The sequence below is a fragment of the Caldibacillus debilis DSM 16016 genome (assembly GCF_000383875.1).
In the GTDB taxonomy this organism is placed as follows: domain Bacteria; phylum Bacillota; class Bacilli; order Bacillales; family Caldibacillaceae; genus Caldibacillus; species Caldibacillus debilis.
The window spans coordinates 17361-43084 of the sequence record NZ_KB912889.1 but is presented as its reverse complement, the minus strand read 5'-3'; the positions used below and the strand labels follow the sequence as shown (position 1 = coordinate 43084).

13 protein-coding genes and 2 pseudogenes are annotated in these 25724 nt (G+C 46.4%); 10 read left to right on the top strand and 5 right to left on the bottom strand.

What is annotated here, in order from left to right; genetic code table 11:
* Positions 1-58 precede the first annotated feature (58 nt).
* Both malX and A3EQ_RS0109350 read left to right on the top strand, forming a co-directional pair.
* Positions 59-1621, top strand: coding sequence for a maltose/glucose-specific PTS transporter subunit IIBC (gene malX, locus A3EQ_RS0109355; RefSeq protein ID WP_020154912.1), 1563 nt, complete (start codon positions 59-61; stop codon positions 1619-1621).
* A 19-nt stretch (positions 1622-1640) separates the two neighbouring features.
* The gene (locus A3EQ_RS0109350; RefSeq protein ID WP_020154911.1) at positions 1641-2831 is read left to right on the top strand and encodes a MalY/PatB family protein; all 1191 of its coding nucleotides are present in this window, start codon (positions 1641-1643) and stop codon (positions 2829-2831) included.
* Between the two features lie 488 nt (positions 2832-3319).
* On the opposite strand, the gene A3EQ_RS0109340 is transcribed toward A3EQ_RS0109350, so the two are convergent.
* The 3 genes and pseudogenes from A3EQ_RS0109340 to A3EQ_RS20870 all read right to left on the bottom strand — a co-directional run bounded on the left by A3EQ_RS0109340 (position 3320) and on the right by A3EQ_RS20870 (position 8160).
* Positions 3320-4501 (bottom strand): M24 family metallopeptidase, encoded by a 1182-nt coding sequence (locus A3EQ_RS0109340; RefSeq protein WP_020154910.1) that lies wholly within the window; start codon positions 4499-4501, stop codon positions 3320-3322.
* Positions 4502-5371: 870 nt separating this feature from the next.
* The gene (locus A3EQ_RS0109325; protein ID WP_244874572.1) at positions 5372-6622 is read right to left on the bottom strand and encodes an MFS transporter; all 1251 of its coding nucleotides are present in this window, start codon (positions 6620-6622) and stop codon (positions 5372-5374) included.
* Between the two features lie 372 nt (positions 6623-6994).
* Positions 6995-8160 (bottom strand): annotated as a pseudogene (locus tag A3EQ_RS20870) (IS256 family transposase).
* 236 nt (positions 8161-8396) lie between these two features.
* Between A3EQ_RS20870 and A3EQ_RS0109310 the strand changes: the two are divergent.
* From A3EQ_RS0109310 to A3EQ_RS0109260, 8 genes and pseudogenes are all read left to right on the top strand, one after another.
* Complete coding sequence (locus tag A3EQ_RS0109310) at positions 8397-10436, top strand: ABC transporter permease (RefSeq protein ID WP_020154906.1); 2040 nt, start codon at positions 8397-8399, stop codon at positions 10434-10436.
* The gene (locus A3EQ_RS0109305) at positions 10436-11305 is read left to right on the top strand and encodes an ATP-binding cassette domain-containing protein (RefSeq protein ID WP_020154905.1); all 870 of its coding nucleotides are present in this window, start codon (positions 10436-10438) and stop codon (positions 11303-11305) included. Before A3EQ_RS0109310 ends, A3EQ_RS0109305 begins: the two co-directional genes overlap by 1 nt.
* Complete coding sequence (locus tag A3EQ_RS0109300; protein ID WP_020154904.1) at positions 11302-11970, top strand: hypothetical protein; 669 nt, start codon at positions 11302-11304, stop codon at positions 11968-11970. Before A3EQ_RS0109305 ends, A3EQ_RS0109300 begins: the two co-directional genes overlap by 4 nt.
* Positions 11971-12369: 399 nt before the next feature.
* Positions 12370-12576 (top strand): annotated as a pseudogene (locus A3EQ_RS20865) (hypothetical protein); the annotation flags it as partial.
* 772 nt (positions 12577-13348) lie between these two features.
* Positions 13349-14869, top strand: a complete 1521-nt coding sequence (locus tag A3EQ_RS0109280; RefSeq protein ID WP_040369303.1) for a TIGR02677 family protein — start codon at positions 13349-13351, stop codon at positions 14867-14869.
* A gap of 161 nt (positions 14870-15030) precedes the next feature.
* Positions 15031-16218, top strand: a complete 1188-nt coding sequence (locus A3EQ_RS0109275; RefSeq protein ID WP_020154899.1) for a TIGR02678 family protein — start codon at positions 15031-15033, stop codon at positions 16216-16218.
* Entirely contained in the window at positions 16202-20410 is a 4209-nt protein-coding gene (locus tag A3EQ_RS20860) for a TIGR02680 family protein (RefSeq protein ID WP_169382671.1), read from the top strand. The genes A3EQ_RS0109275 and A3EQ_RS20860 overlap by 17 nt, the downstream gene beginning before the upstream one ends.
* Before the next feature lie 446 nt (positions 20411-20856).
* The gene (locus A3EQ_RS0109260; protein ID WP_020154896.1) at positions 20857-22143 is read left to right on the top strand and encodes a TIGR02679 family protein; all 1287 of its coding nucleotides are present in this window, start codon (positions 20857-20859) and stop codon (positions 22141-22143) included.
* Between the two features lie 905 nt (positions 22144-23048).
* Here A3EQ_RS0109260 and A3EQ_RS0109240 read toward each other — a convergent pair.
* Together A3EQ_RS0109240 and A3EQ_RS0109235 are read right to left on the bottom strand one after the other, a co-directional pair.
* On the bottom strand, positions 23049-23252 hold the full coding sequence (locus A3EQ_RS0109240) for a YbdD/YjiX family protein (RefSeq protein ID WP_020154893.1): 204 nt from the start codon (positions 23250-23252) through the stop codon (positions 23049-23051).
* 31 nt (positions 23253-23283) lie between these two features.
* Positions 23284-25344 carry a carbon starvation CstA family protein gene (locus tag A3EQ_RS0109235; protein WP_020154892.1) on the bottom strand — a complete coding sequence of 687 codons (2061 nt, stop codon included), beginning with the start codon at positions 25342-25344 and terminating at the stop codon, positions 23284-23286.
* Between the last annotated feature and the right edge of the window lie 380 nt (positions 25345-25724).

Below are 25724 nucleotides of genomic sequence, written 5' to 3'. Positions count from 1 at the left end.
AGGAGGATGGCATTATGCTGAAATTGCTTTCAAAAACAGGATGGAAAGGAGTTCCGCAATGGAAAAGCAAAAGTCTGCCAAAACGGGGGCGTGGGAATTTTTCCAAGGGTTGGGAAAAACCTTCATGCTTCCGGTCGCATTGCTGGCCTTTATGGGTCTCCTATTGGGGATCGGGAGTTCCTTTACGAGCCCGTCGACGATTGAAACCCTTCCTTTTTTAGGAAACCCGGTGCTTCAGACGATTTTTCGTTTCCTTTCAACGATCGGAGGATTCGCCTTCTCCTATTTGCCCGTACTGTTTGCCATGGCGATCCCGCTCGGGCTTGCCCGCTACGAAAAAGGGGTTGCCGCGTTTTCGGGTTTTATCGGCTATGTGATCATGCATTTATCCATCAATTTTTATTTGGCGGCAACCGGAAAGCTTGTGGATGCCGAGCAAATGCGCCAAGCCGGGCAAACGACGGTCTTGGGCATTCAAACGTTGGAAATGGGGGTTTTAGGCGGGATCATTGCCGGCATCATCGTTTATTTTTTGCATAAACGCTACTATGCGGCAAAACTTCCGGATGCCTTTGCCTTCTTCGGCGGCGCCCGTTTCGTTCCGATCGTGACCAGTTTGGTCATGGCGGCGGCCGGCATCCTCATTCCGATGGTATGGCCGTTTTTTGCCATGGGCATCTCGGCCATCGGTTCATTGATCCAAAAAGCCGGGGTGTTCGGACCGTTCCTGTTCGGTGCCGGGGAACGGTTATTGCTCCCCTTCGGCCTTCACCATATTTTAGTGGCGATGATCCGTTTCACGGAAGCGGGCGGAACGGAAATCGTAAACGGGGAAACGGTGTCCGGGGCGTTGAACATTTACTATGCCCAGTTAAAGAACGGGCTGCCCTTCAGCGCCGATGCCACGGCGTTTTTGTCCCAAGGGAAAATGCCCACGTTCATGTTCGGCCTTCCGGCCGTCGCATTGGCCATTTACCATACCGCCCTGCCGGAGAACCGGAACAAAATTAAAGGGCTGTTAATTTCCGGCGTGATCGCCACCTTTGTCACGGGGATCACGGAACCGATCGAATTTTTGTTCCTGTTTGTCGCTCCCGCCCTTTACCTGGTCCACGTCGTCCTGACGGGCCTTGGTTTCATGGTCATGGCCCTGCTGGAAGTCAAGATCGGGAACACGGACGGCGGCATTTTGGATTTCCTTATCTTCGGCATCCTCCAGGGGCCGTCGACCAAATGGTACCTCGTGCCGGTCGTCGGGGCCGTCTGGTTTGCCGTATACTACTTCACCTTCCGTTATGCCATCGTCAAATTTGATTTGAAAACGCCCGGCCGTGAAAAGGCAAAAGCGGAAAATGACGGCGAAGGGGAAATGGTCATAAAAGGCACGAAGTCCAATGCGGAAAGAATCCTCCAGGCATTGGGCGGAAAAGAAAATATTCAATCCCTGGACAATTGCGTCACCCGTTTGCGCCTTGTCGTCAGCGATATGAGCCGAATCGATGAAGAGGTATTGAAAGCATGCGGGGCCCTTGGTGTAATCAAATTGGACGAACACAATGTGCAAGTCGTTATCGGCCCGCAAGTCGGGATCCTTAAATCGCAGCTAGAAAAACTACTTTGAACCACTGGAGTTGTCCATCATGACCAATCGTTTTGACCAAATCATTGACCGGCGCGGCACGTATTGCACGCAGTGGGACTATATAGAAGACCGTTTCGGGAAGAGGGATCTCCTCCCCTTTTCCATTTCCGATACGGATTTCCGTTGCCCGCCCGAAATTTTGCGCGTGCTGGAGGCGCGTTTGAACCACGGCGTCTTCGGCTACACCCGCTGGAATCATGCCGATTTTAAGGGAGCGGTCCGCGGGTGGTTCCAACGGCAATTTTCCTGCCCGGTCGACGAAGACTGGATCGTGTACAGCCCTTCGGTCGTCTACTCCATTTCCAAATTGCTGGAGATTTTGACGGAGGAAGGCGACCGCATCGTTCTGCAAACCCCGGCCTATGACGCGTTTTTTAAAGTCATCCGCGAAAGCAACCGGGTCCTTTCTGCCAATCCGTTGAAAAATGAGGACGGAGTATACCGGATCGATTTTGCCGATCTGGAAAAAAAATTGGCCGACGAACGGGCAAAGGTTCTGCTTTTGTGCAGCCCGCATAATCCGACCGGCCGCGTGTGGACGGAGGAAGAATTGAAAACCGTCATCCGTTTATGCGAAAAATACCGGGTCTATTTGATTTCGGACGAAATCCATATGGACATCGTTTTCGGCCCCCGTCCGCATCTTCCGATCTTGAACGTGTCCGAAGAATTGAATCATGTCATGGTCTGTTCATCGGCAAGCAAAACGTTCAACATTCCCGGACTAGGAGGTTCATATACAATCATTCCCGATCCGTCCATAAGGGAACGGTTTCTTAACATATTAAAAAACCGGGACGGATTGTCTTCGGCGAGCATCTTCGGCATGCTGGCGACGATTGCCGGATACAATCATTGCAGCCAATGGGTAAAGGAACTGGCGGACTATATCCACGGAAATATGATCGCGGTGGAAGATTTTATCCGGACCCATCTCCCCGGCGTGAAATTCCGGGTGCCCGAATCGACTTTTTTGGCATGGATCGATGTTTCCGGCCTTCCCCATTCCAGTGAAGCGCTGCAGCATGCCCTTGTCCATCATGCGAAGGTGGCGATTATGCCGGGGGAAACTTACGGGAGCCCGGGAAAAGGATTTCTTCGCATGAATGTGGGCTGTCCCCGTGCAAAGGTCGTGGAGGGTTTGCGGCGCTTAAAAAAAGCGGTCGAATATTTGGAGGAAAACAAGTAACTGTTCCCGAAGGGCCCGGAAGAAACGGGAGGAAAATTTTTCCCGTTAAGCCGAAGGGAAGAAAAAGGGCCGGAAAATTTCCGCCGATGCCGCCGGATGGCATGGGGGCAAGCGTCCCGTGAATTTCACGGAAAGGCCGAAGGGTTTTTGCGCGAGAAAGGTCGATCTCCCAGCTCCCAGAAGCCGCGCGAAAAGCATTCGGGCCAATTGCCGGTTTTATAAGGGAAAAAGGTTATGTCTTCCTCACCGGTCGGCATGGCGGAACAAGAGGACCGCGCCGGGGGAAATGGAAAAAACAAAGGGGACCGTAAGGAGCGCCTGCATCCTTGCGGTCCCTGTCATGTTTTGATCTTTTGTCCGCCTTTTTCCGGAATAGTTTCAATGGTTAACATCCTGTGAGCCTTGGATCTCCCAAGCCGGATCGATGAAAGCGGGGGAGCCATTCCATGCGTCCTTTGATCGGGAGGTTCGGCACCCTTGCCTTCAGCTTATGCGCAGATCAAAGATTCCAGATCGCGGGGGTAATCCGTCAGGATTTCAATGCCCTTTTCCGTGACCAATACCGTATCGGAATGCCTGAATCCGCCAAGCCCCCGCACATAAAGCCCCGGTTCGACGGTGACGACCATGCCGGGGCGGATCGGCGTGTGATCGCCCCTGTCGAAGAACGGCGCCTCATGGCCGAGGAGCCCGATGCTGTGCCCCGTGTGATGGCGGACATATTCGGTAAGCCCTTCCTCCGCAAAATAGTTCTGCACGGCTTCATCGACGGCCGAAAAGGGAACGCCGGGTTTAATCGCGGAGAAGGCGATTTGTTGCGCCTCGTACATGTGGCGGAAAAATTTTTCCTGCTCCTTGGAAACCGTTTCGACGAACATGGTTCTTTCCAATTCGCTGACGTAGCCGAAGACGCTGGCGCCGGCGCCGGTCACCAACGTGTCCCCTTTGGAAAGAATGATATTTTGCGTGACCGCATGCGGGAAGGCGGATTCGGGCCCGACTTGCCCGCGGAAGGTGGCGATGACCGGGGTCCCATGGGGTTTGTAGTCTCGTCCCAGCGTTTCGATCATCGTCAAGGTTGCTTCCATGGTCGCCCGGTTGGCGATTTCCATTTCGCTCAAGCCGGCCTTCGTATAATTTTGCAGCAGGCGATGGGCCACGTTCGCCCAGCGGCAGGATTCCCGGATCAGCCTGATCTCATTTTCGGATTTGACATAACGCATTTCTTCGATGATCCCTTTTAAGGAAATGAACTGCTTCGCGGAAATGAGCTGATCAAGGGCAGGCCCCCGGTATCCCATGGGCGACCCGTACCCGATGGCGTCATATCCTATCCTTTTCCCATCAAACCCAAGTTTTTGCAAGATGTCTTTCAAAATCTCCATCGGATGCCTGATCCCCGGGTATTCCGGATAGGAGTGGACGAAATCGACGGCGGCATATTGTTGCGCATGTTCGTGTTCCAACAGGGGAACGAACAAATGGACGCCGCGATTCGGATCGATGATGACGGCGATCGGCCTTTCCGTCGGATGGAAATGGAATCCGGTCAAATAAAAAATGTCGGTTACGGAGAAGAGGATGGCCCCGTCGCAGCCTTTTTCGGAAAATTTTTCGATAAACCGTTTTTGCCTTTCTTTCAATTCTTCCTTCGGTATGGACAGCAACATCTGTTTTCCTCCTTGTCGTTGTCGATATTCGGCATGGGAGGCAGGTCTCGAATGTCCGGTTCTTCTTGCCGCTTCCCTTTCTTTTCGCAGAATCATAAATCATAAGATTCGGCTTTTACGTCGAATTTTCCTGCTTCCGCGGAAGCCGGGATGATGAAAATCCGGGATTTTTGCTGAAGAATATTTGCGCGACGGTTCCACGCTCAACCGGCGAAGGATTTTCCCGGCCTTTTCCTTGAAATGAAATTTCCAATCCCAAATGAAAATCCACCTGTTCACAGCAAATTTACTATAAACAATACTTATTCGGTAAAATTTTTTTGGGCAATTATCCGCAGTCCGACGAAAGGAGTCGGGAAAAATCTTTGGTTTGATCCTTGTGTAAGGATTGCCGGACCAGCCCGGAACAAGGATGGACGCCCGTCCGGCGCGAAGAAGAAAATCCCGTTAAAACAGCGGCTTCCGGCCGGAACCCAAGGTCTGACTGTTTCCCGAAACGGGTGGATCCCCGCGAGCCGGAACTTGCGGATCCGCTCGCCTTTCTTATGCAAAGAAGCGGTTCTCTCGCAAAATAGGGGGACGTTTCATTTTCGGGAAGGGGATTTCCTTTCTTATGATTGTCCGATGACGCGGATTTGTCCGGCGCGGTTCGGTCGCCCTAGATTGCAAAAGGATACGGAAGAGCTGGTACCCGGTTGCAACTGGATCCCCGCCTGTTGAAAGGATATTAATGGTGGCATTTTTTATCGCGAAACAGGTAAATAAAATCTGAATAAATTAATACAATAACAAATAAAAGCCGGTTAAACAATTTTAAAGTTAACCGGCTTTTATTATGTTAAACATAATTGATATTAACGTTTCATATGTTTAAAGATTTTCCAATTGATGAATTTCCTTGCTGAGTAAAGGAATAATCCCCATCAAAGTTCCCCAGATTCCAGTGAAATAAAAAATATACCGAACAGGTATGATATCCGCTAAGTATCCTGTTAGAAATACAGTTAATGGCATTGCAAACGATGAAATACTTGCTACTAATGTATCAATTCTAGCACGATATTCTGGTTGGACAAGCGTTATTAAAAGTGTATGGACTGTAACCGTATAAAATAGCAAGAAAAATGTTTGAATAGCTATTAAAATATATGCAAAAAACAATTGATCATAAAACCCAATTAGAGCAATACTTAAACTTGGGATTATTAAACCTAAACTTAAGGGAAATATTGGTTTTATTTTCTTTATAATTCGTCCAATAAACAATCCAGTGATTATTGATGTTGCCACACCAGTTGCTTCAATGAACCCGTATTGAGCTGCAGTTGCTCCATACTGTGTTTTAAATATATATATATTCAAATGACCAACAGAGACAATATTTACTCCCATATTTATTAAAGTTATAACAAGTAAAACACGAAGTTTTAACAATAACTTAGCTCCATCTTTAAATTCTCTCCAAAATTGTTTCTTTTGTTTGGATTTTTCATGATGAACGATTCTTTCATATTTTGGAAGTACTAACCAAGAAGATAAAAGTGCAGCGAATAAAAATATGAATGAATGAGTGAACATAATCCCGATAAAACCAATAAGAGAAAGCAATATTCCACCAACAGCATTACCAATTAATATTCCTGTTTTACCTGCAGATGATAAATAACCACTAACTTCAGCAATACGATCAGTACCAACTAAATTTGGTAACATACGTCTTCGTGAAGGTGAAATGAATGTTTGTGCAATATCATTTAAAATAACCATTGCCATAACAGCAACTATAATATAGTCATGCAAAAATAAATAAAAAAATATAAGGATAAAACCGATTAACCCCAATGCGATATATGCCCTTATCATTGCATTTTTTGGACTTGTGCGGTCAACGAAAACCCCAATCAACGGGCCGGCAAAGACATTAACAATATATGTAATAGCAGTAATGGCTGAAGTAATAAAAGCTGAACCAGTTCGTTCAAGGACAAACCATGATAAACAAAGTGTAAAAATTGCATCTGCTATAGTACCTAAAGTTGTCGTACTAACAATTAATGACATATTTCGTTTAACAGGAATTTGCAATGACTTTGGCTTTGTACGTTCTGATTGGTTTTCCAATCTATATCCCACCTCAGTTTTTTATATATATAATAATTCATATCGTATAAATTTTAAAATATTATCTTATAAAACAATTTTTATAATATTTTTAAAAAAATATGGTAAACATGTTTATAAATCGATAAAATAGATATTCTTTTTTCAAAAGAATAAATTTATATAAGAATAGTATATGAGAATATATAAGTTTCGTGGTAAACCAAATAAAAAGGTACCGTCAAGAATTTAGTGTAATACAGGATAGTTAGGGTATCTCTGGATGGGTTTAGATGGACAGGGTACCCGGTTTCCTCCACACAGGAGACTGAATATTCTGTCTCCTGTGCAGAAAGGGAGAATCCACTTACTTTGTCTATTTACAGTATTTGGTTAATTGTAACGTTCTTCAAACATTCGCACGAGGGCCTCCTGCGCTTCGGCAAATCCTCTTAACTTTCGCCCTGCCCATTTCTCATTAAAATCTTGGATGGTCAAATACACGACTTTTTCCGCGGCTTCTACACTGCTTAAACTGTTCATCGGTTTTAGACGTTTCCGAATCTCCTTGATGGTTCGTTCGATCGCATTCATCGTGTAAATCATACTTCGAATACTGCTTGGATAGTCCATAAAGGTGAGAAGAACATCCAACTCATTGGCCCAAGATTGAACTTCTCTCGGATACTTGATGGACCATTTCGACTCAAACTGTTGAAACATTTGTAACGCCATCTCTTTATTTGGTGCGCGATAAATCAGTTTGAGACCCTCTGCCACTTCAAATTGATCTTTTTTCCGAACACGATAAGAGTATTACGAACTTTATGAACGACACAACGCTGCATATCGGCTTTCGGATAAATCGCCCGAAAGGCTTCCTCCAGCCCCGGAAGACCATCAAATACGCCCAGAAGCACTTCCTTGACTTCTCTTTTGTAGTGCTGTTGGAGAATCTCCCGCCACCATAGGCGCTTTCTTGTCCTCCCACGAAAAAATCGAGAATTTCGCGATATCCTTCTTCATTTACTCCTAGCACCACATCAATGACTTCTTTCTCTACCGTATCGCGGCGAAGTTTCACGTACAAACCGTCCAAATATAAGACGGAATAACGCTTGGGCAGTGGACGGCTGCGCCATTTTTCGATGTCTTCCTTTACGACATCGGTAATATGGCTGATCGTCGCAGGAGAATAAGCATTTCCTAGAATTCGTTCAATAAACTTGCCAATTTCCCGGGTACTCATGCCGCTTTGATACATCTTGATGATGGCTTCTTCCAGCCAGCCGGTGTGTCGTTGGTAAGGGGCAAACAGCTGCGTTTGAAATTCCCCGTTTCGGTCTCTTGGGACCAAAAGCCATTCAATCCGGCCATGCCATATTGTGTATCTAGATTTCGTTGACAGTAGCCGTTTCTCATATTGGATGTTTCCGCCTGTTCGATTTCGAGGAAATGTTTGATTTCTTCCCGCATAATCAGCATTTTTCTTTGACAAACAGACGAATGACAATTTCCAGTGGATTTGCCCAGTCGATATTCGATATATTTTTAGACATAGGCAGGGTTCTCCTTTCTCTGGAATGTTTTTCGTCCAATCCGAGAATACCCTGCCTTTTTTCTTTTGATCTAGCAAAATGCTTTACACAAAATTTTATACATAATCAAAATATTTTTTATTTTATAAATTAATTATTGTTTTAACATTACTTGTTTTGTAAAATTTTAAGTGTAAAAATATGACTTTCTGGACAGCCCCTAATTTATTATTTCTTAATGAAATGGGTGACTTCCCATGTTCTTTAAATTGTTGACATTTTATATCAAACAGTTGTTAAAATCCCGTGTATACATCGGTACGCACTTATTTGTCATTCTAATGTTAATTATTAATATGATATTAAATGAAAAAGAAAGTCATTATAATAACTTTGGCAATTTTGTCGGAGACATGGCTGTAATCATTCACGCAGCATTTCTTATTTTTATTGTCTGCTTTTATATATTTTTATCTAATGAATATAGATATGGCTCAGAACAGTTTTTTGCGGGCAGCGTAAAAATTTCTGTATTAAAATTAATCGCTTTGTTTGTTAATCACTTTATTATCCTTACTATATTCACTGCTCTGCAAATCATTATTGTTCTAACCTACTTTTATTTCAAAGATATTAAATTTTCGGGCTTTTATCTAGAAACGGCCGTGTATATTTTTTATTACTGGTTTGCCCCATCCATCCTTGCATTTTTTATCGGGATATTGCTTGCGCTGTATTTTGGGAGAAAACATATCACTTATGCCATCATAATTGGTATTTGGCTAATTATCGGGCCAATGAATACAGAGTTTTTTTATAACTTCTTTGTCTCGCTTCATGCAGGAGACATAGGACAATTGCTATATTTATATCCCTTAAATTATTCTAACGTGTACTGTGATGTTATCGGATATAATATAAACCTTTCGTCTTTCTTGGCCTTTCTAATATGGTTACTTATTATTAGTTCATTAATTATAGCCAGTTTGATTAAGGGATCACATACTAAAAACGTTAAACTGGCAAGTTTATTTGTAAGTTTTTCCCTTCTTATCGTTGCTTTCTGTATATTACCACATGCCACGATGGAAAAAATTCCGGCATTTAATTATAAAAAAATTATAGAAGAAGCAAAGTATTCTCAGAACCAAACGCCTGACATACAAGATGAATTATTGTCTTATGATATAAGAAATTATAAGATTTCCATTCATCGAAAAGACAAAGTGAAGGCAACAGTAGAAGTTGATCTGGATCTTTGGAAAGAAGATTCCGAACAAATCGCATTTTCTCTTTACCACTCAATGAAAGTAAACAATGTAAAAAATAAAAAAGGGGATCGGATAAAATTTTCCCAACAAGGTGATTTTGTTTTTATTCATGAACCAACAGATCCATTGATCTTTGAATATACGATGGAAGATTCAGCTTTGTTGCCCGCATCGAAGAAATATTTGTTTTTACCCAGCTATATAAATTGGGTTCCGAAAAAGTCGAATAGTCCCCAATTAAAACTTGATCAGCCTATTGAAGAAGATAGAATAATTGTATCCGGCCAGGAACCGGCCGACTACGAATTAGAAATAACAGGTATCGATAATTACTATACAAATCTTCCGAAAAAAGGGAAAAATACATATAGCGGGAAACAAGTTAACGGCGTGACTTTAATTGCGGGTGCCATTCAAAAAGAAAGAATGGAAGATATTTTATTGATATATCCTCAATCTTGGCCGGATGTAAAAGAGGGGTGGAACCATTATTATGCCGCTTTAAAGGAAACCCACAATTATTTGAACAATATGTTCAATTTGGGTAAAGATCGTATCCCGGATGAGATTGTATTTTTAACTCCATATTCAAAATATAGTTCTTTTTTAACGAGTGACCACTTATTCATTCATCATGCAACCTTATATGAATTGGGAGCAGCGGTGCATGAAATTCCAGAAATGTATATCCCGGGAATCCTTTGGAGTGATGTTCAAACGGGCAATATGGATCCCGGTTTAATAGAAGCTTTTAATGAACTGCTTAATGATTTTTTATATGAGGAAATCGAATACGACACGGATATTTATTATCGATCAATGTTTGGTATTCATCCTCATGATGCCACAATACGCTATGAAGATATTCATGCATTAGGTATAGATGCTTTTTATGAAAATTATTCAAACATGTCGAAACAAGAAAAGAAAAATTTTTTAATAAGTTGGTATGAAAACTTCACATCGATCGAAGATTGGGATGAGGCAACCTCGTTTATGGAGCGCTTTTTAAAGGAGAATCGGTAATGATACAGGTTTCCGGCTTAAGTAAAAGAATTAAAAAAACTAAAGTCCTGAATAACGTTAATCTCAATATAGAGGGCATATATGGTTTAATTGGCCCCAATGGTGCAGGAAAAACAACATTATTAAGAATCCTTTCAAGCCTAACTTCTATGAATGAAGGTAAAATTTTTATAAACGGAAAAGATTACACAAATGGAAGATATGTAAAAGCAAATAAATATATAGGCTATTTACCTCAGAATTTCATGATATATCCGAAACTCACCGTATTTGATGCATTGGATCATTTGGCCCTGTTGAAAGGAATGACGGAAAAAAAATTAAGGGAGGAAAAGATCATTCATTCTTTAGAACAAGTGAATTTATTAGACTATCGGGAAATGAAAATGAGTGAACTTTCAGGAGGTATGAGAAGGAGAGTAGGAATTGCACAATTATTGCTTGATGAACCTTCTGTTTTATTATTTGATGAACCCACCGCAGGATTAGATATTGAAGAAAGAATACGGTTTCGGAATTTAATAAAGAAATTAGGTAACCAACATACGATTTTAATATCGTCCCATATTATTGAAGACATCGAGTTTTTGGCAACTAAAATAAGCATTTTAAAAAAAGGAAATGTTTTGTTCGAGGGAACTCCGGATTGTTTAAAGAAAAAGGCGGAGGGAAAAATATGGACAAAACAAATTCAAAAAAATGAGTTAAATGACTTTATCATCCATGAAGACGTCATTTCCATATATGAGGAACAAAATCATGTTACCGTAAGAATATTTTCAGAAAATGCTTTAAACGATAATTATGAATTGGCTGCACCAAGGCTGGTAGATGGATATTTAGCGGTTATCAGGGAGGCGCATCCATGACAAAAAAGTTGGAAAATCTTTATCTCTTGTTTAAAATTGACTTCAAACAAGCGGGATCGGTATTTTTTTTTCCGACAATCATGTGGCTTGTCTCCGTTCTTCAATTAATCATGCAAAACTCTCTGAATGAGAATGATAGATTAAATAGTATCATTCTTTTTCAGGGAATTTATCTCCCTTTTGCAGGCTGGGGACTAATGTATAGGCTGAAAGAAATATATGAAGACGGAGCAAGTGAGACTTTATTCCCGTACTATCGTTCCTATCTGATCATCGATATAAGCCGTTATCTTTCAATCCATTTCATCGGGACTATGATTTGGTGTTTATTTTTTTCAATGAAATATAGTATTACCATCATTTGGCCGATTCATATGATCCATTTCTTCCTGATAACCCTGTTATTTATGTTTTTAAGTACAGCTTTAATACTAATCATAAAAAACATCGAGTTTTCATTAACGGTTTTATTTGTCTATGTGGTTATAGAACTGGCCACATTAGGAGAATATATGCCTTGGCCCCACGTTTTTATATTTAGGCCTGCCATAATGGAAGATATTCAATTGATATACAAGCTCATTTCAATTTGTATTTATATTGTTATCTTATTCTTCACGACACTTTTTTTAATAAGGAAAAGCCCGGATCATTCCATAAAATAATTTTGGCTATTGGTTTCAATATCATTTGAAAGGGGAATAAGTAATGGGATTATACTATTTTTTAATGCTAATTATTGGAATAATAATGGTTGTGCTGGGCTACAAGAAGAGCGAATCAAATACTTCAAAAATTACTCTGATTGTGATTGGTTTAATATTGATAATATTATCAATATACCTTTTAAGGTAATGCCCGGGACAGTATTTGACTGACAAGAACAAGGGTCGCCAAATGGCGGCTTTTGTTATGGTAAAAAACTAAAAATAACAAATTGATACATAAATTTGGTAAGCGTAAAATAATCCCCATCTGTTAATGATGATGTATAAAATTTTGTGTAAAGCATTTTGCCAGACAAAAAGAAAAAAGGCAGGGTATTCTCGGATTGGAAGAAAAACATTCCAGAGAAAGGAGAACCCTACCTATATCTATCTAAAGGTATATCGAATATCGACTGGGCAAATCGACCGGAAAATGCCATTCGTCAGTTTGTGAAAGAAAAATTAGAGCTGATTATAAGGGAAGAAATCAAAAATTTCCTCGAAATCGAACAGGAAGACACGTCCAATATGAGAAACGGCTACTATCAACGATCAATTATTACGATTATGATGCTCGGACATCTGCCGGCTGCGTCGATTCCGCCGGTTTTTTGTATTTTTACCCAATCCCTCCATTTTGGTTTCCCGTCGCACCGGACGCGCTTCATCCTTCTCTCAATCGAGTTCACTTTTCCAGCGGATTTTTTCCCCCTTCCGACAAATGTGATAGTATTTACACAAACAAGGAAACGAATTGTGGATTGCGATCCGTTTCGCATGCCGGAAGAAAAATAGGATTCTATACATGAAGGTTTATATAATGGACATGATTGTCCATAGATTTTTTTTCTGCCGCTGTTTACAATAAATGTGAGTGAATTTGGCTGTTGAACCTGGAACGAAAACATGGGGATTTCGTCGATCGGATGGAAGGTGTGCGGGGTCCGTCCGGCAGGGATGGATTTTCTGTCCCAAGACATTGCCGCCGAAACGGAGCAGCAGCAAGGACGATGGACCGTTTTATCCCGAACCTTTTGCGGGCGCAAGGAAAGACCTTTGCATCCTATGGAAATGAATCCATCCCTTTTGCCCGGATGGAGGAAAAACAATCGCGCTTTTTCCCGGCTTGACGATAACACAGGAGAAGCCGTGACACGGGGTCCAGGGAGACGTTATTGCCGCATTGTTAAAGAATTGAAGGAGAACATTGGAAAGTCTTTGATCCCTTACAAAAACAACATTCCCAAATTTCCGGATTTTTAGGCAGAAACGAATAACCTTGAGTTTAACGATTTTCACTTATTTATTTTCCGGATTGAAGGTGAGCAGCGTGAGGATGGAACCGTACAAAAAGGTGGTGGAGGCCAGCTATTTGACCGCGGACAAGGTTTGGAGCTACCGGGCGATCCTCCATTATTTTTACAAACAGCATGAACGGATGCGCGAATTTATTTTCCCGGAAGAGGTCTTTGCCTATTTAAAAGACCAGCCGGGATTTGAACGGTACACCTTCGAAGAACTACAGCAGGATTTGGATCAGTTGGTGAAATGGAATAATTTGATAGCCACTCAGGATCCCCGCAAGGCACGGACCATCGAGGAGTTTAAAAGAAAAAGGTTCCGCTATCAATGTACGCCCTATACCGTCGAATTCGAACGGATGCTGGAACAAATGGAAAAGAGCGGCGAAGGGTTCGGGGGATCCTTGGAAAAGAAAGAGTTTGAAAGGTTGTACCAATCTTTGGGCCTCCTGCATCAAATCCTCACCAAGGGGGATTACCCAAGCGACGATGAATGTTCCCAGATCTGGAACGATTTGTTCGGCTATTTCCGCACCATCGTGAAAAACACTTCCGACTACATGGCGTATTTAAACAGCGTCGAAGTGGAAGAAAGAATGCAGTCGGAAAGCTTTCTGGTTTATAAGGATCAATTTACCGCCTACTTGCGGGATTTCATCATCGGTCTGCAGCAAACGGCCCAAAAAATCAAAGCCGTTTTACAGGAGATTTCCTTGGATCGGCTGACCCCGTTCATCCAGCGGGTCGTTGCCCATCAGCTGCAAATTCCCCGTTTTGACGGCATCCAAAAAGAACAAAAGGAAAAGATCGATGAACTGAAAGATAAATGGCTCTCCCTTCATTCCTGGTTTCTCGGCAACGCCTACGGGGAAAGCGTTTATGAAGAATTGGAAAACCGCACGAATGAACAGATTCGGAGAATCACCCGGATCATCCAGCGGTTGGGGGAACGGCATCATCTCTTCCGCAGCCGAAAGCGGGATTATTTGCACTTGGCAAAATGGTTCGATTCCCTCGAGAATCTGGAGGAAGCCCACCGCCTTTCAGCCGTCGTATTCGGCGTTTTTCATACCCGGCATTTTTACGGCGACCAGATCCCGACGGACAATATCCATACCGACGTATGGGAAGAAGAACCGATCCGTTTCGAAACGAAACCGAAAATACGGAATTACCGGGAAAAAACGAAGGCGGGAGCCATCGAAAGCAGGAAAGATTTAAAGGAAAAGATGCGGGAAGCCTATTTGCGGGAAAAAAGGCTGGAACAACAGGCGATCGGGAAATATATGCGCGGCAACGAGATCCGTCTGGAAGAGATTCCCTTCATTGAAAGCCATGTGAGAAAAATGTTTTTGACTTGGATCTCCAAAGCGACCGCCCGGGCGGACAGGGTGATCAAAACCGAATTCGGGCGGACGGTCAAAGTCCACATTGCCAAAGACCGGAGAATTCTCTTGCGCTCGGACGACGGCGTTTTGGAAATGCCCGCGATCACGTTTCAGTTTCTTGATGCCGATCGGGAAGAAACGGTACCGGCGAAATCATCGCTCTCCTAACATCAATGGCCATGATCCGGAAACCTTTCCGCAAGCGCCGGGTTCGATCAAGGAAAGCTATTGCAAGGTGCCCCGTAGGTGCGCGTCAAAAATCCTTCTCGGGTTTTGATCAAGGAATCTTTTGCCCGATTCCGATTTCCGGGAAACGGCCGCAAGGGAGGGTGGAAAAATTGGAAGAACGGAAGTTCGACGAAAAGGCGGAAACCGCCTTAAGGCTGCTGTTTGAAAATTTTTGGATCTTGCGGGAAGAAAACCCCGAACAATACCAGCTGATCCGTGAGCGGGAAAGGATATTAAAACGGTTTATCGATGAAAAATTCGGTTACTCCTTGATCGTTCATCGCCATTTTATCAAATTGGAAAAAACCCCCGTTGAACCGGAGGCCTGGATGGGGATCCTGGACTTTCAGAGTGTCCGGGATTATGCGATGTTTTGTTGCGCCCTGGCTTTTACCGAGTCGAAGCAAGTGGATGAACAATTCCTGCTTTCGGAAATTTGCGAAGACATCAAAGACATGTATCCCGGAGAATTTCCCATCGATTGGACAAATTACAATGACCGGAAATCGTTGATCCGGGTGATCAAATTCATGGAAAGATTGTCCCTCTTGAAGCGGGTGGAGGGGGATATTGAAAAATTCGCTTCCCACGAAAAGGAGGAAGTCCTCTATGAAGTGACGGTGTATGCCCGTTATTTTATGCGGACCTTTCCCGACGATCTGAGCGAATACGCCTCGGCGGAAGAAATCTTGCGGGCGGAATGGGAAAGGCAATCGGATGTCCGGAGAAAAAGGGTGTACCGGAAACTGTTTTTGTCGCCGGCCGTCTGCCGGGAAGGGGAGGATGATGCGGATTTTTTGTACATGCGGAATTTCCGGAACCGGCTGCGGGATGATATCGAATCCCACACCTCCTTACGTTTGGAACTTTTTAAAAATGCCGCCTTTCTCGTCGCCGACGAAAAACATCCGGAATTCACCCTCTTTCCCGATCAAAGGGCGATATCGGACATTGTGCTGCATCTTGGCTCCCTTTTGCGGGAGAAGATTACCGAATTCCCTCCCGACGAATACGGAAGGATCCGAATGACGAAAGTGCAATTTTCCGACCTCATGAAAGAGCTGAAGAACAAGTACGGGTACGGCTGGAGCAAACAGTACCGGGAAGGGACGGCGGCTTCATTGGAAAGCGATGTGATCGAACTCCTGAAAGAATGGGAGCTGCTCGAAGCGGAGGAGTTTACCGGTTCCTATCTTTTCAAACCGGCGATCGGACGATTATCCGGACATTATCCGAAGGATTTTTCCGGGGAGGCAAAGGAGGAAGTTGATGGTGGAGAAACGGAATAAATGGAGGCTAAGCCGGGCGGGACTCCTGAATTTTTGGTATTACGACGAGGAAATTTTTCATTTTTCCAACGGAAAATTATTGCTCCGCGGGGCGAACGGTTCGGGAAAGTCCGTTACGATGCAAAGCTTGATCCCGGTTTTATTGGACGGAAAAAAATCGCCGGACAGGCTCGATCCCTTCGGTTCGAAAGCGAGGAAAATGGAAGATTACCTGTTGGGGGAGAAGGATGTTTCCCAGCTGGATGAACGGACGGGGTACCTGTTTCTCGAATACGTCAAAGAAGAGACGAATCAATATTTGACGACGGGAATGGGGATGCAGGCGAAAAAGGATAAAGGCGTCCAATCTTGGTATTTTGTGATTACCGACAACCGCCGCATCGGCATCGACTTCTTCCTGTATGAAAAAGAATCTCACGCCGGGAAGGAGCAAAAAATTCCCTTGTCCCGCACCCAACTGCAAAACCGGATCGGCGGCGGGGGATACGTGGTTCAATCCCAAGGCGATTATATGGATCTGGTGAACAAGTATATTTTTGGCTTCGAGGATCTGGAGGCCTTCGAAGATTTGGTGAAATTGCTCATTCAATTGCGCAGCCCGAAATTGTCCAAGGAATATCGCCCGAGCGTCATCCATGAAATTTTGGAAGAGGCGCTGCCGCCCTTATCCGATGAAGATTTGCGCCATTTGTCCGAAACGGTCGAAAACATGGACCAGGCGAAGCAGCAAATCGAGCAATTGGAAAGGGAGCGGGAAGCCCTTTCAAAGCTGATCCGGCGTTATGATGTCTACAACCGGTACCGTCTGGCGGAAAAAGCCCATGAATATTTGCAATGGCAAAAGCGGCGAAGCAAAGAAGAAAAGAAGTTGCAAGAAAAAGAGAGAGAAAAGGGCGCCCTTGAGGGAATGATCCGCCAATTGACGGAAAGGGAGCGGGAATTGCGGCAGCAGCTTGCCGTTTTGGAACAAAAACAAGAGAGGCTTGCGGGACACAGAGTTTGGAACTTGGAAAAGGAGAAGCGGGAGGAAGAAGAACGGCTCCGGGAATTGACGGGAGAATACAACAAGAAAGACGGACAAAGGGATGAAAAACGGAAGGCCGAATGGAAACAGAAGGAAACGGTCGGCCGTTTGGAAAAAGAATTGGCGGACTTAAAACGCCGGATGGAAGATCACTTGCATGAAATGGAAAGCTTGGCCGAAGAAGCCTCCTTCCGCCAACATGCCGCCAACGCGGGAGAATTTCAGCGGAAATGGGAAAGGGAATTTGATTTTTCCTTGTGGGAAAAAGAAGCGGAAACGCATTATCAAGAGCTGGAAAACATCGGCGGCCTTTTGCGAAACTATGAACAATTGAAAGAAAAAATCCAAGAATACCAGAAAAGGATCGGGGAGATCAACAGGGAAATCGACGGGCTGCGCCGGGAAGAAGAGGAATGGCGCAGGCTCTTTGATAACGACAAGCAAAGAAAGATCGAGGAGATCTTTTCCTGGGCCAAGGATCATCCCTTCCTGCAAGTTCCGGAAGAAACCCTGCGGCAGGCCGCCCGTTGGACGGATCAACTGTATGAACCGTATCATTACGAAGCGGTCCGGCAATTGTTTTTTGAGGTCTTTCAAAACTACCAGCTGCAAATGAATGAGAAAATCGCCAAGGTAAACAATCATCTCCAGTCCTTGCAGGAAAACATCCGATTTAAGGAAGCCGAATTGGAATCGTGGAAAGGAAAACGGGATCCGGAGCCGCCGGGAAGGAGCGACGCCACGCGGGAGGCGAGAAAATGGCTGGCGGAGAATCACTATCCGTTCATTCCCTTTTACGAAGCCGTCGAATTCCGTGACCACGTGCCGAAGGAAGTGCGAAACCGTTTGGAGGCGGCGCTCTTGGACGCGGGGATTTTGGATGCCCTGATCACCAAGCGAAATACGCCGATCAGGCATGATCGGGTGCTTGTCCCCGCCCCGAAAATGTTGGCCCATACTTTGGCGGATTATTTAAAGCCGGACGTCCCGGAGGAATCTCCCATATCGAGGGAGACCGTCGATGAGATTCTCCTTTCCATCCTCGTGGATGACCGTTCAGAGGCGGCGGTTTCCTTTGCCGTCAGGGAAGACGGTTCCTACGAAATCGGATTATTGAAGGGACATGCCGTTCCCGTCGATTCGGTCCGCTTTATCGGGAAAACGGCCCGAAAACGGTTCCGTGAGGAGCAGATCCTCCGCCTGACGGAAGAGATCGCCGCACTGCAAAGGGAAATCGGCGATTGGGAGGGAACCTTGAAATCTTACCAGGAAGAGATTTACGCCGCCAAAGAGGCCATGGCCGCCTTTCCCGGCGATGCCGACCTCCAGGAAAGTTTTCATCAGATAAAACATATCAGGGCTGACATCGAATGGCGGGAAAAGGAGCGGAGCCGGACGGACGGACAAATGCAGGCGTCCCTTTCCGAATTCCAGCAGATCAAACGGGAAATCGACCGGGCCGCAAGGGATTTCAATATCGAGAAAAGTTTAGCGGCTTACGACGAAGCCAAGCGGTCGATGCGGAGCTACGAACAAACCCTCCATCAATTCAGGCAGGCATACACCAATTACCGCGTGAAAAGCGATCATTTGGCCGCGGCAAAAGAATGGCACGACACCCTGATTCGCGAAATCGATGAGTTGACCGGCGAACTGTATGCCATAAAAGATAAAATGGAAATATGCAGGACGAACGTGGCGGAAATCGAGAAACAGCTGCGGCTGGCCGGCGTGGAAGAGATTCGGAAACAGATTCGGGAAGTTCAACGGGATTTGGCGGAATGCAAACGGGAGTTGGAAACCGTCCGCGACACTTTGCCGCGCAAACAGGCCGAGTCGGACAGGGTCGCCTCGGAAATCCGGGAATGGAAGAATAAGCTGGACTTCACCCGCCATATGATCGAGGCCTGGAAGGAGGCTTTTTCCCGCGAATGGCAGTATCAATTCGTTCCCGCCCCGGATGAACTTTCCGATTGGGACGAACGGGCCAAATGGGTAATGGAACAATTTGGCCGCCTTTTGCAAGAAAAAGACAACCAATCGGTCGATTCCCAATTGTCCCAGATTTTTAATGAACAATATACGAATTTGATCGAATACCGAATGACGGACATACCGGCCGAATTGCCCCCATTCCCGTGGATGGATGGAGATTATCCGGAAGAACAACAGGCCGTGATCAAATTTTGGAAAGAAAAGTCAATAAGGCGGATCATCCAATTGGATTATTTCGGGAAGCAGGTCAGCCCCTATTATGTCAAGGAAATGATCGAAAATGAGCTGGAACGGCAGAAAAGCATCTGGAATGAGCAGGACGAAAAATTGTACAAGGAAATCTTGTATGGTTCGATCGGAAATAAGCTGCGCGTGCGCATCCAACGGGCACAGGAATGGACGAAAAAGATGGATCATCTGATGCAATCGCGGGACTCCTCCTCCGGCATATCCTTTTCCATCCGGTGGAAACCGAAAACAGCGGAAACGGAGGAAGAATTGGATACGGAAGAGCTGGTCCGCTTATTGCAGCTGGATCCCCGCCTGTTGAAAGAGACCGATTTTCAAAAAGTCGTGGAACATTTCCGTTCGAAAATTAACCGGGCGAAAGAAACGGCGGAAGGAAAGGGTGCGGGAAATACCCTGCTCGAGGAGCTGAAAGGAGTATTGGATTACAGGCGTTGGTTTTCCTTTACTTTGTATTATCAAAGAAAAGGGGAACCGAAAAAGGAATTGAAAGACCGTGCCTTTTACAAATTCAGCGGCGGCGAAAAGGCGATGGCCATGTATATTCCCCTGTTCAGCGCCATATATTCCAGATATTTGGAAGCCGCCCCCGATGCGCCCCGCATCATCGCGCTGGATGAGGCCTTCGCGGGCGTCGATGAAGAAAATATTAATTTGATGTTTGGGATCGTCGAGGAATTGGGCTTTGATTATATCATGAATTCCCAAGTTTTATGGGGCGATTACGAGTCGGTGAAAGAATTGTCCATTTACGAACTCGTGCGGCCGAAAAACCAAAATTTTGTGACCTTGATCCGTTATCACTGGGACGGCAACCACAGAAGGCTGATCACGGAGGATGAGGAAGATCTTGAGGATGATTCGCGTTCACCTGCCCAAGGCCGCCCGTCCGGGGATGAGGAAGAGGAAGTTCTTGAGAAGGCCTGATTTAAAGCGGATCCTAGAAGTCACTATGACCGAATTTGAACCGAGGGATTGGGCCGTTGGCAGCCATGGAACGGTAAACTTGAAGCCGCGGTTCGCGAATATTGGAATTTTAAAAAATATGGATTTGGACATATGAAAATCATAAATTTGCGGGGGCTGTTTTGGCAGCCATGGCTTCGGCAAGAATGTAATCCGTAATGTGCGGCCGGGCTGCATTACCGTCCTGTTTTCGGATACCGGAGTTCAACGGACATGGGTGAGAAGGAAAGGTTCAAATCCGAACGCCTTCCGACGAGATTCTTTGAGATTCTATCCGAACCGACTTCCGCCGGCTTTTTGAGATCTTGTCAAAATTGAACGTCGTCCGGTGACGAAAGCGAGGAAGGACGGGTTCAAGACCATCTGCCAAGTCCGATCCGGATGCCGTCCAATAAGGGTGAATAGCGATGAATGAGATCCGGAGAGAAGCGGTCAACTATTTCAAAAGCGAAAAAGCCTATCATTCCCTGTTTAAAAAGTTCAGGGAAAAATACCAATCCATCGGCCGGATCGGCGGGACCGTCCCCGTCCGGTTCTTTTCCAAAGAGGAATTGGCCGTGTTCGCCAAGTTTTTCGGTGTCAGCGTTTCCGAACTGGAAAAAAAAGGTTCCCTTTCTTTGCAAAAATTTGAGGAGCAATTGGAGAAAACCAGATTTCAGGGGATCGGTCTGAAAACGCTGCTCGACGATTTTTTCGGGGAAGTCATCTATTCCAAAAAAGAAATGGAACGCCGGAAAGAAGAGGAGCGGATAGAAAAATTTTCCGTTCTGAAGAAGAGCTATCCGGTTTTGGCCGAATGGCTCGATTATGTTTCCGAAAAACACGGGGACAGCCGGTGGATCCTCCGTCTGGCCGAAGAGGATTTCGGCCGTTTCAAAGCGTATGCGGACCAGTTGGCGAAAGCGGTCCGGTCATTGCCGGAAAAACCGGAGCGATTGCCTTTTTTCAGCCAAAGGATTACGTCCAATCCCCATTCCTTCGATGTCCATACGGAATTGGGAAAAATGTTTTTGCATCTTTTGGCGTTCCTATTGGACGGTACGGCCTCCCGCTTTCCCCATACGACGGAAGAAATCAATGATTTGTTAAATGAATACGGGATTTATCGGGACGATCTTTTGAATTTTGCCACGATGAGCGGGTTTTTCGCGGAAGGGGAGGACGGCGCCCTTCATCCCGTGTGGAAGGCGTCGGCGGAATCGCAAACGGTCGTCCATTATCCGTTAAGGGCGCTCGTCCGTTTGAAGCGGATTTACCCGCGAATAGGAAAGAAAGTCTGGATCGTGGAAAATTCCGGCGTTTTTTCCACGCTGCTGGACGAGGCGCCGGAAGCCCCGATCATTTGCACCAACGGGCAGTTTAAGCTCGCAACCTGGTTCGTCCTGGAAAAACTGGCCCGGGAAGGATGCACGTTTTATTATTCGGGCGATTTCGATCCGGAAGGATTGGGAATGGCGGAACGGTTGATGGACCGGTTCCCCGGCCGGGTGCGGTTGTGGCGCCTTTCGCTGGAGGATTATCGGAAAAGCAGGCCAGCGGAAGAAATCAGCCCGACCCGTCTGGAAAAATTAAAAGGGATTGATCACGCGGACTTAAAGCCGGTAGCCGAGGAGATGGAAAAATCGAAAAGGGCGGGCTACCAGGAATCGTTGATCGAATGGCTGGTGAAGGATTTGAAAAACGAAAACGGATGAAGAGACTCGCCAAGAATCATGAAACCAATGATCCGTCAGGATTCGAAAAACGGAAGCGGATGAAGGTTATGTCAAGAAGGATAGAACCGTTGAACCGTATCAATTGTGAAGAACGGATACGGATGAAAGGGCCGGCTGTATGGCGGATTGCAAGCCCCGGATGAGGGGGGCGGTTTTGTGTATGGCAGACGATGAGGCCTGCTGAATGGCGATTTGCAAGCCCCGGACGAAGAGGCCGTCCGGAATGACGGAACCCATTTTCCGCATGCCGACGGCCGCCGGCGGACGGAACCATCTTCCGAAAATGGAAGAAGGCCGAGGAGTTGTGTAAAAAGAAGCAGGCGCGAAACGGTCCTTATTGCCGAGACTTGAACCCGGCAAACGGGACGCGAAAATTTTACAACGATTTGGACTTTACCCGGAGATGGGTATTTTTCCTCTAAGCCCCCGACAGGCGGGCCGATACGCAAAAGGTCCGGTATGCTGAAGGCGTTCGATTTTATTCACCGGTATTTTGTCCCTATCGACGAACCGGTTGAACGTTTGATCTGAAAGCGTCCGATTCTGTTCACCGGTATTTCCAAGGAACGGCGATGACCCAATAAGCTCGAAAGACAGCGGGAAAGGTGCGCGTATGGCAAATCTTATCGCCGAATAACGTGCCGGCCATCCGTAAATCGTGGGAAAAGCGGTTCCCTGCAAGCATGAACATTGGCCAAAAGGAAAGGGCATCCCGGAGATTATCGGGATGCCCTAAACGATGCCTTTTGCACCGGGCCGGCGGGGGCGAAGGATGCTTTTGCTTGCGGAGGGGGAAGGCAGCCGGCTCCGGAAAGAGCTCCCGCTTCGTCCTTCCTGCGTCCGAAAACCGGGATTCCCGCCGCCCCATATGCCCCGGCTTTTCCTCAGCAGCAACGGGAAATTTTTCCGCCTTTGGCGTTGTACCGTTCCTCGAGAAATTCGCAGAAAAACTCTTTCCTCGATTTGATCGGTTCTCCGGGATGTTTTTCCTTCATATGTTCCACATAGGTCTCATAGCAAGGCACGCCGACGAGCAAACTGATGAACTGTTTCCGGTAGCTCCAGGCATTTTTTAACCATGCCCGCATGACGGTCCCTCCTGTTTTCCTTTCATTTCGTTCAAGTGTTGACATTCCGCGGGACATATTCCGCTTCAAACAGGGTGACTTCCTTATCCCTCATGACATTCAGCCACAATCGGAGGGCGGAGAAAAACACGATGACGACCACGAGGATGAAGATGGCGCACAGGGCGGCGTCCACATAATCGTTGAAGATCACTTGCCGCATTTCCGCCATGGATTTCGCCGGCGCCAATACTTCCCCGTTATTGTAAGCCTCTTTAAACTTGGCGGCGTGGGACATGAAGCCGATGGCCGGATTGGAATGGAAGATTTTTTGCAAGCCGGCCGTCAGCGTGACGAGGAGGAGCCACGCCGTCGGCAGCAAGGTCACCCACGTGTACTTTTTCTTGCCCATCTTAAACAGGATGGTCGTGCCGAACAATAGGGCGATTCCCGCCAGCATCTGGTTCGAGATGCCGAACAGCGGCCACAGCGTGTTGATGCCCCCCAACGGATCGATGACGCCCTGGTAGAGGAAATAGCCCCAGAAGGATACGCAGAGGGCAGTTGCGATCACATTGGGGATCCACGCTTCCGTATTGGCAAAGGGCTTGTAGAACGTCCCGATGATTTCTTGGATCATGAAGCGGCCCACCCTGGTTCCGGCGTCGACCGTCGTCAGGATGAACAGGGCTTCGAACAGGATGGCAAAGTGGTACCAGAAGGCCATAAAGCCGGGACCGCCGATGACATCGGAAAAGATTTGGGCCATCCCGATCGCAAAGGAAGGCGCTCCGCCCGTCCGGGACAGGATCGTTTCTTCTTCGATTTTGTCGGCCACGTCGGTGATCATCTCGGGGGTAATGCTAAAGCCCCAGGAAGAGATGGTCGCGGCCGCCGTTTCCGGATCGGCGCCGATGGCTGCCGGCGGGCTGTTGATGGAAAAATAAATCCCGGGCGTCAGGACGCAAGCCGCCACCATCGCCATAATCGCCACGAAGGATTCGGTGAGCATCGCCCCATAACCGATGGGCCGCGCGTGGGATTCCCGTTCGATCATTTTTGGCGTTGTCCCGGAAGAAATGAGGGAATGGAATCCGGATACGGCGCCGCAGGCGATGGTGATGAACAGGAACGGGAACAGGTTGCCCGAAAAGACCGGGCCCGTACCGTCGATGAATTTGGTGACGGCCGGCATGTGCAATTCCGGCATGGCGATGAAGATCCCGACGGCCAGCGCCGCGATCGTACCGATTTTTAAAAAGGTGCTCAAATAATCCCGCGGTGCGAGCAAGAGCCAAACCGGCAGGACGGAAGCCACGAAGCCGTAGATGATCATCAGGATGGCGATCGTTTCCCCGCTCAGGCTGAAGATTTCCGAAAGCTGGGGATGTTCGCCGACGTACCGGCCGAAAAGAAGGGCTAAAAATAATAAAATGATGCCGATCAATGAAGCTTCCCCGATGCGCCCCGGGCGGATAAACCGCATGTAGATGCCCATGATGATGGCGATCGGTATCGTGGACGCCACCGTAAACAATCCCCAGGGGCTGCCGACCAGCGCCTTGACGACGACCAGTGCGAGAACCGCGAGCAGGATGATCATAATTCCCAAGATGCCGATCATCGAGACGATTCCGGTCCATTTCCCCATTTCTTCCTTGATCATTTCCCCGAGCGACTTTCCGTTGCGGCGGATGGATGCGAATAAAATGATAAAATCTTGGACCGCACCGGCTAGAACCACCCCGACGATGATCCAGAGCGTTCCCGGCAAATAGCCCATCTGCGCGGCAAGCACCGGTCCGACCAAGGGCCCCGCGCCGGCGATGGCGGCAAAATGGTGGCCGAAGAGAACGACCCGGTTCGTCGGCACAAAGTCTTTCCCGTCATTATTGACTTCCGCGGGGGTCTTGCGGTTGTCGTCCAGCTCAAAAATCCGCCTGGCGATATACTTGCTGTAGAACCGGTAGGCCACCGCGTAAATGCAAAGGGCGGCGGTGACGAGCCAGATCGAATTGATCGTTTCGCCCCTTTTCAGAGCCACAATCCCAAAACTCACGGCGCCAAGCGCGGAAATGATTCCCCAGATAACGATGGATTTAAGCGCTTTCAAAAAGCTGTTCCCTCCTTTGGCATTTTTTCATAAAAAGGATGGCGTTTAACAAACATAAAATATCATATTCCCAATATTTTTACAAGAAAAAATAAACGGAGAATTTGTCTAATTTTGACAAAATATGTTGATGGTCGAAGAAATAATCAAAAATGAAAAGCAGGGGGATACCCTGCTTTTCAGCTGTGACGCAGAAAAGTGCAAGTCAAGGGCGGTGCCCTTTGCGCCGTAAATGGGTGTGTGTTCCTTGTCGCCCCAAAAAGGAACGGCCGCAAATGGAGATGCAAAGGCGGAAGCATATCACGGGCTGCCGGGATTTTCTCGCATGTGGCATTGGAAAACCACCGAACGGTTTTGCCGCCGTACACCCCGGCCGGGAG

Coding starts and splice junctions, on each gene's coding strand:
- malX (WP_020154912.1), top strand. CDS start 59: ATGGAAAAGCAAAAGTCTGCCAAAACGGGGGCGTGGGAATTTTTCCAA.
- A3EQ_RS0109350 (WP_020154911.1), top strand. CDS start 1,641: ATGACCAATCGTTTTGACCAAATCATTGACCGGCGCGGCACGTATTGC.
- A3EQ_RS0109340 (WP_020154910.1), bottom strand. CDS start 4,501: ATGTTGCTGTCCATACCGAAGGAAGAATTGAAAGAAAGGCAAAAACGG.
- A3EQ_RS0109310 (WP_020154906.1), top strand. CDS start 8,397: ATGTTCTTTAAATTGTTGACATTTTATATCAAACAGTTGTTAAAATCC.
- A3EQ_RS0109305 (WP_020154905.1), top strand. CDS start 10,436: ATGATACAGGTTTCCGGCTTAAGTAAAAGAATTAAAAAAACTAAAGTC.
- A3EQ_RS0109300 (WP_020154904.1), top strand. CDS start 11,302: ATGACAAAAAAGTTGGAAAATCTTTATCTCTTGTTTAAAATTGACTTC.
- A3EQ_RS0109280 (WP_040369303.1), top strand. CDS start 13,349: ATGGAACCGTACAAAAAGGTGGTGGAGGCCAGCTATTTGACCGCGGAC.
- A3EQ_RS0109260 (WP_020154896.1), top strand. CDS start 20,857: ATGAATGAGATCCGGAGAGAAGCGGTCAACTATTTCAAAAGCGAAAAA.
- A3EQ_RS0109240 (WP_020154893.1), bottom strand. CDS start 23,252: ATGCGGGCATGGTTAAAAAATGCCTGGAGCTACCGGAAACAGTTCATC.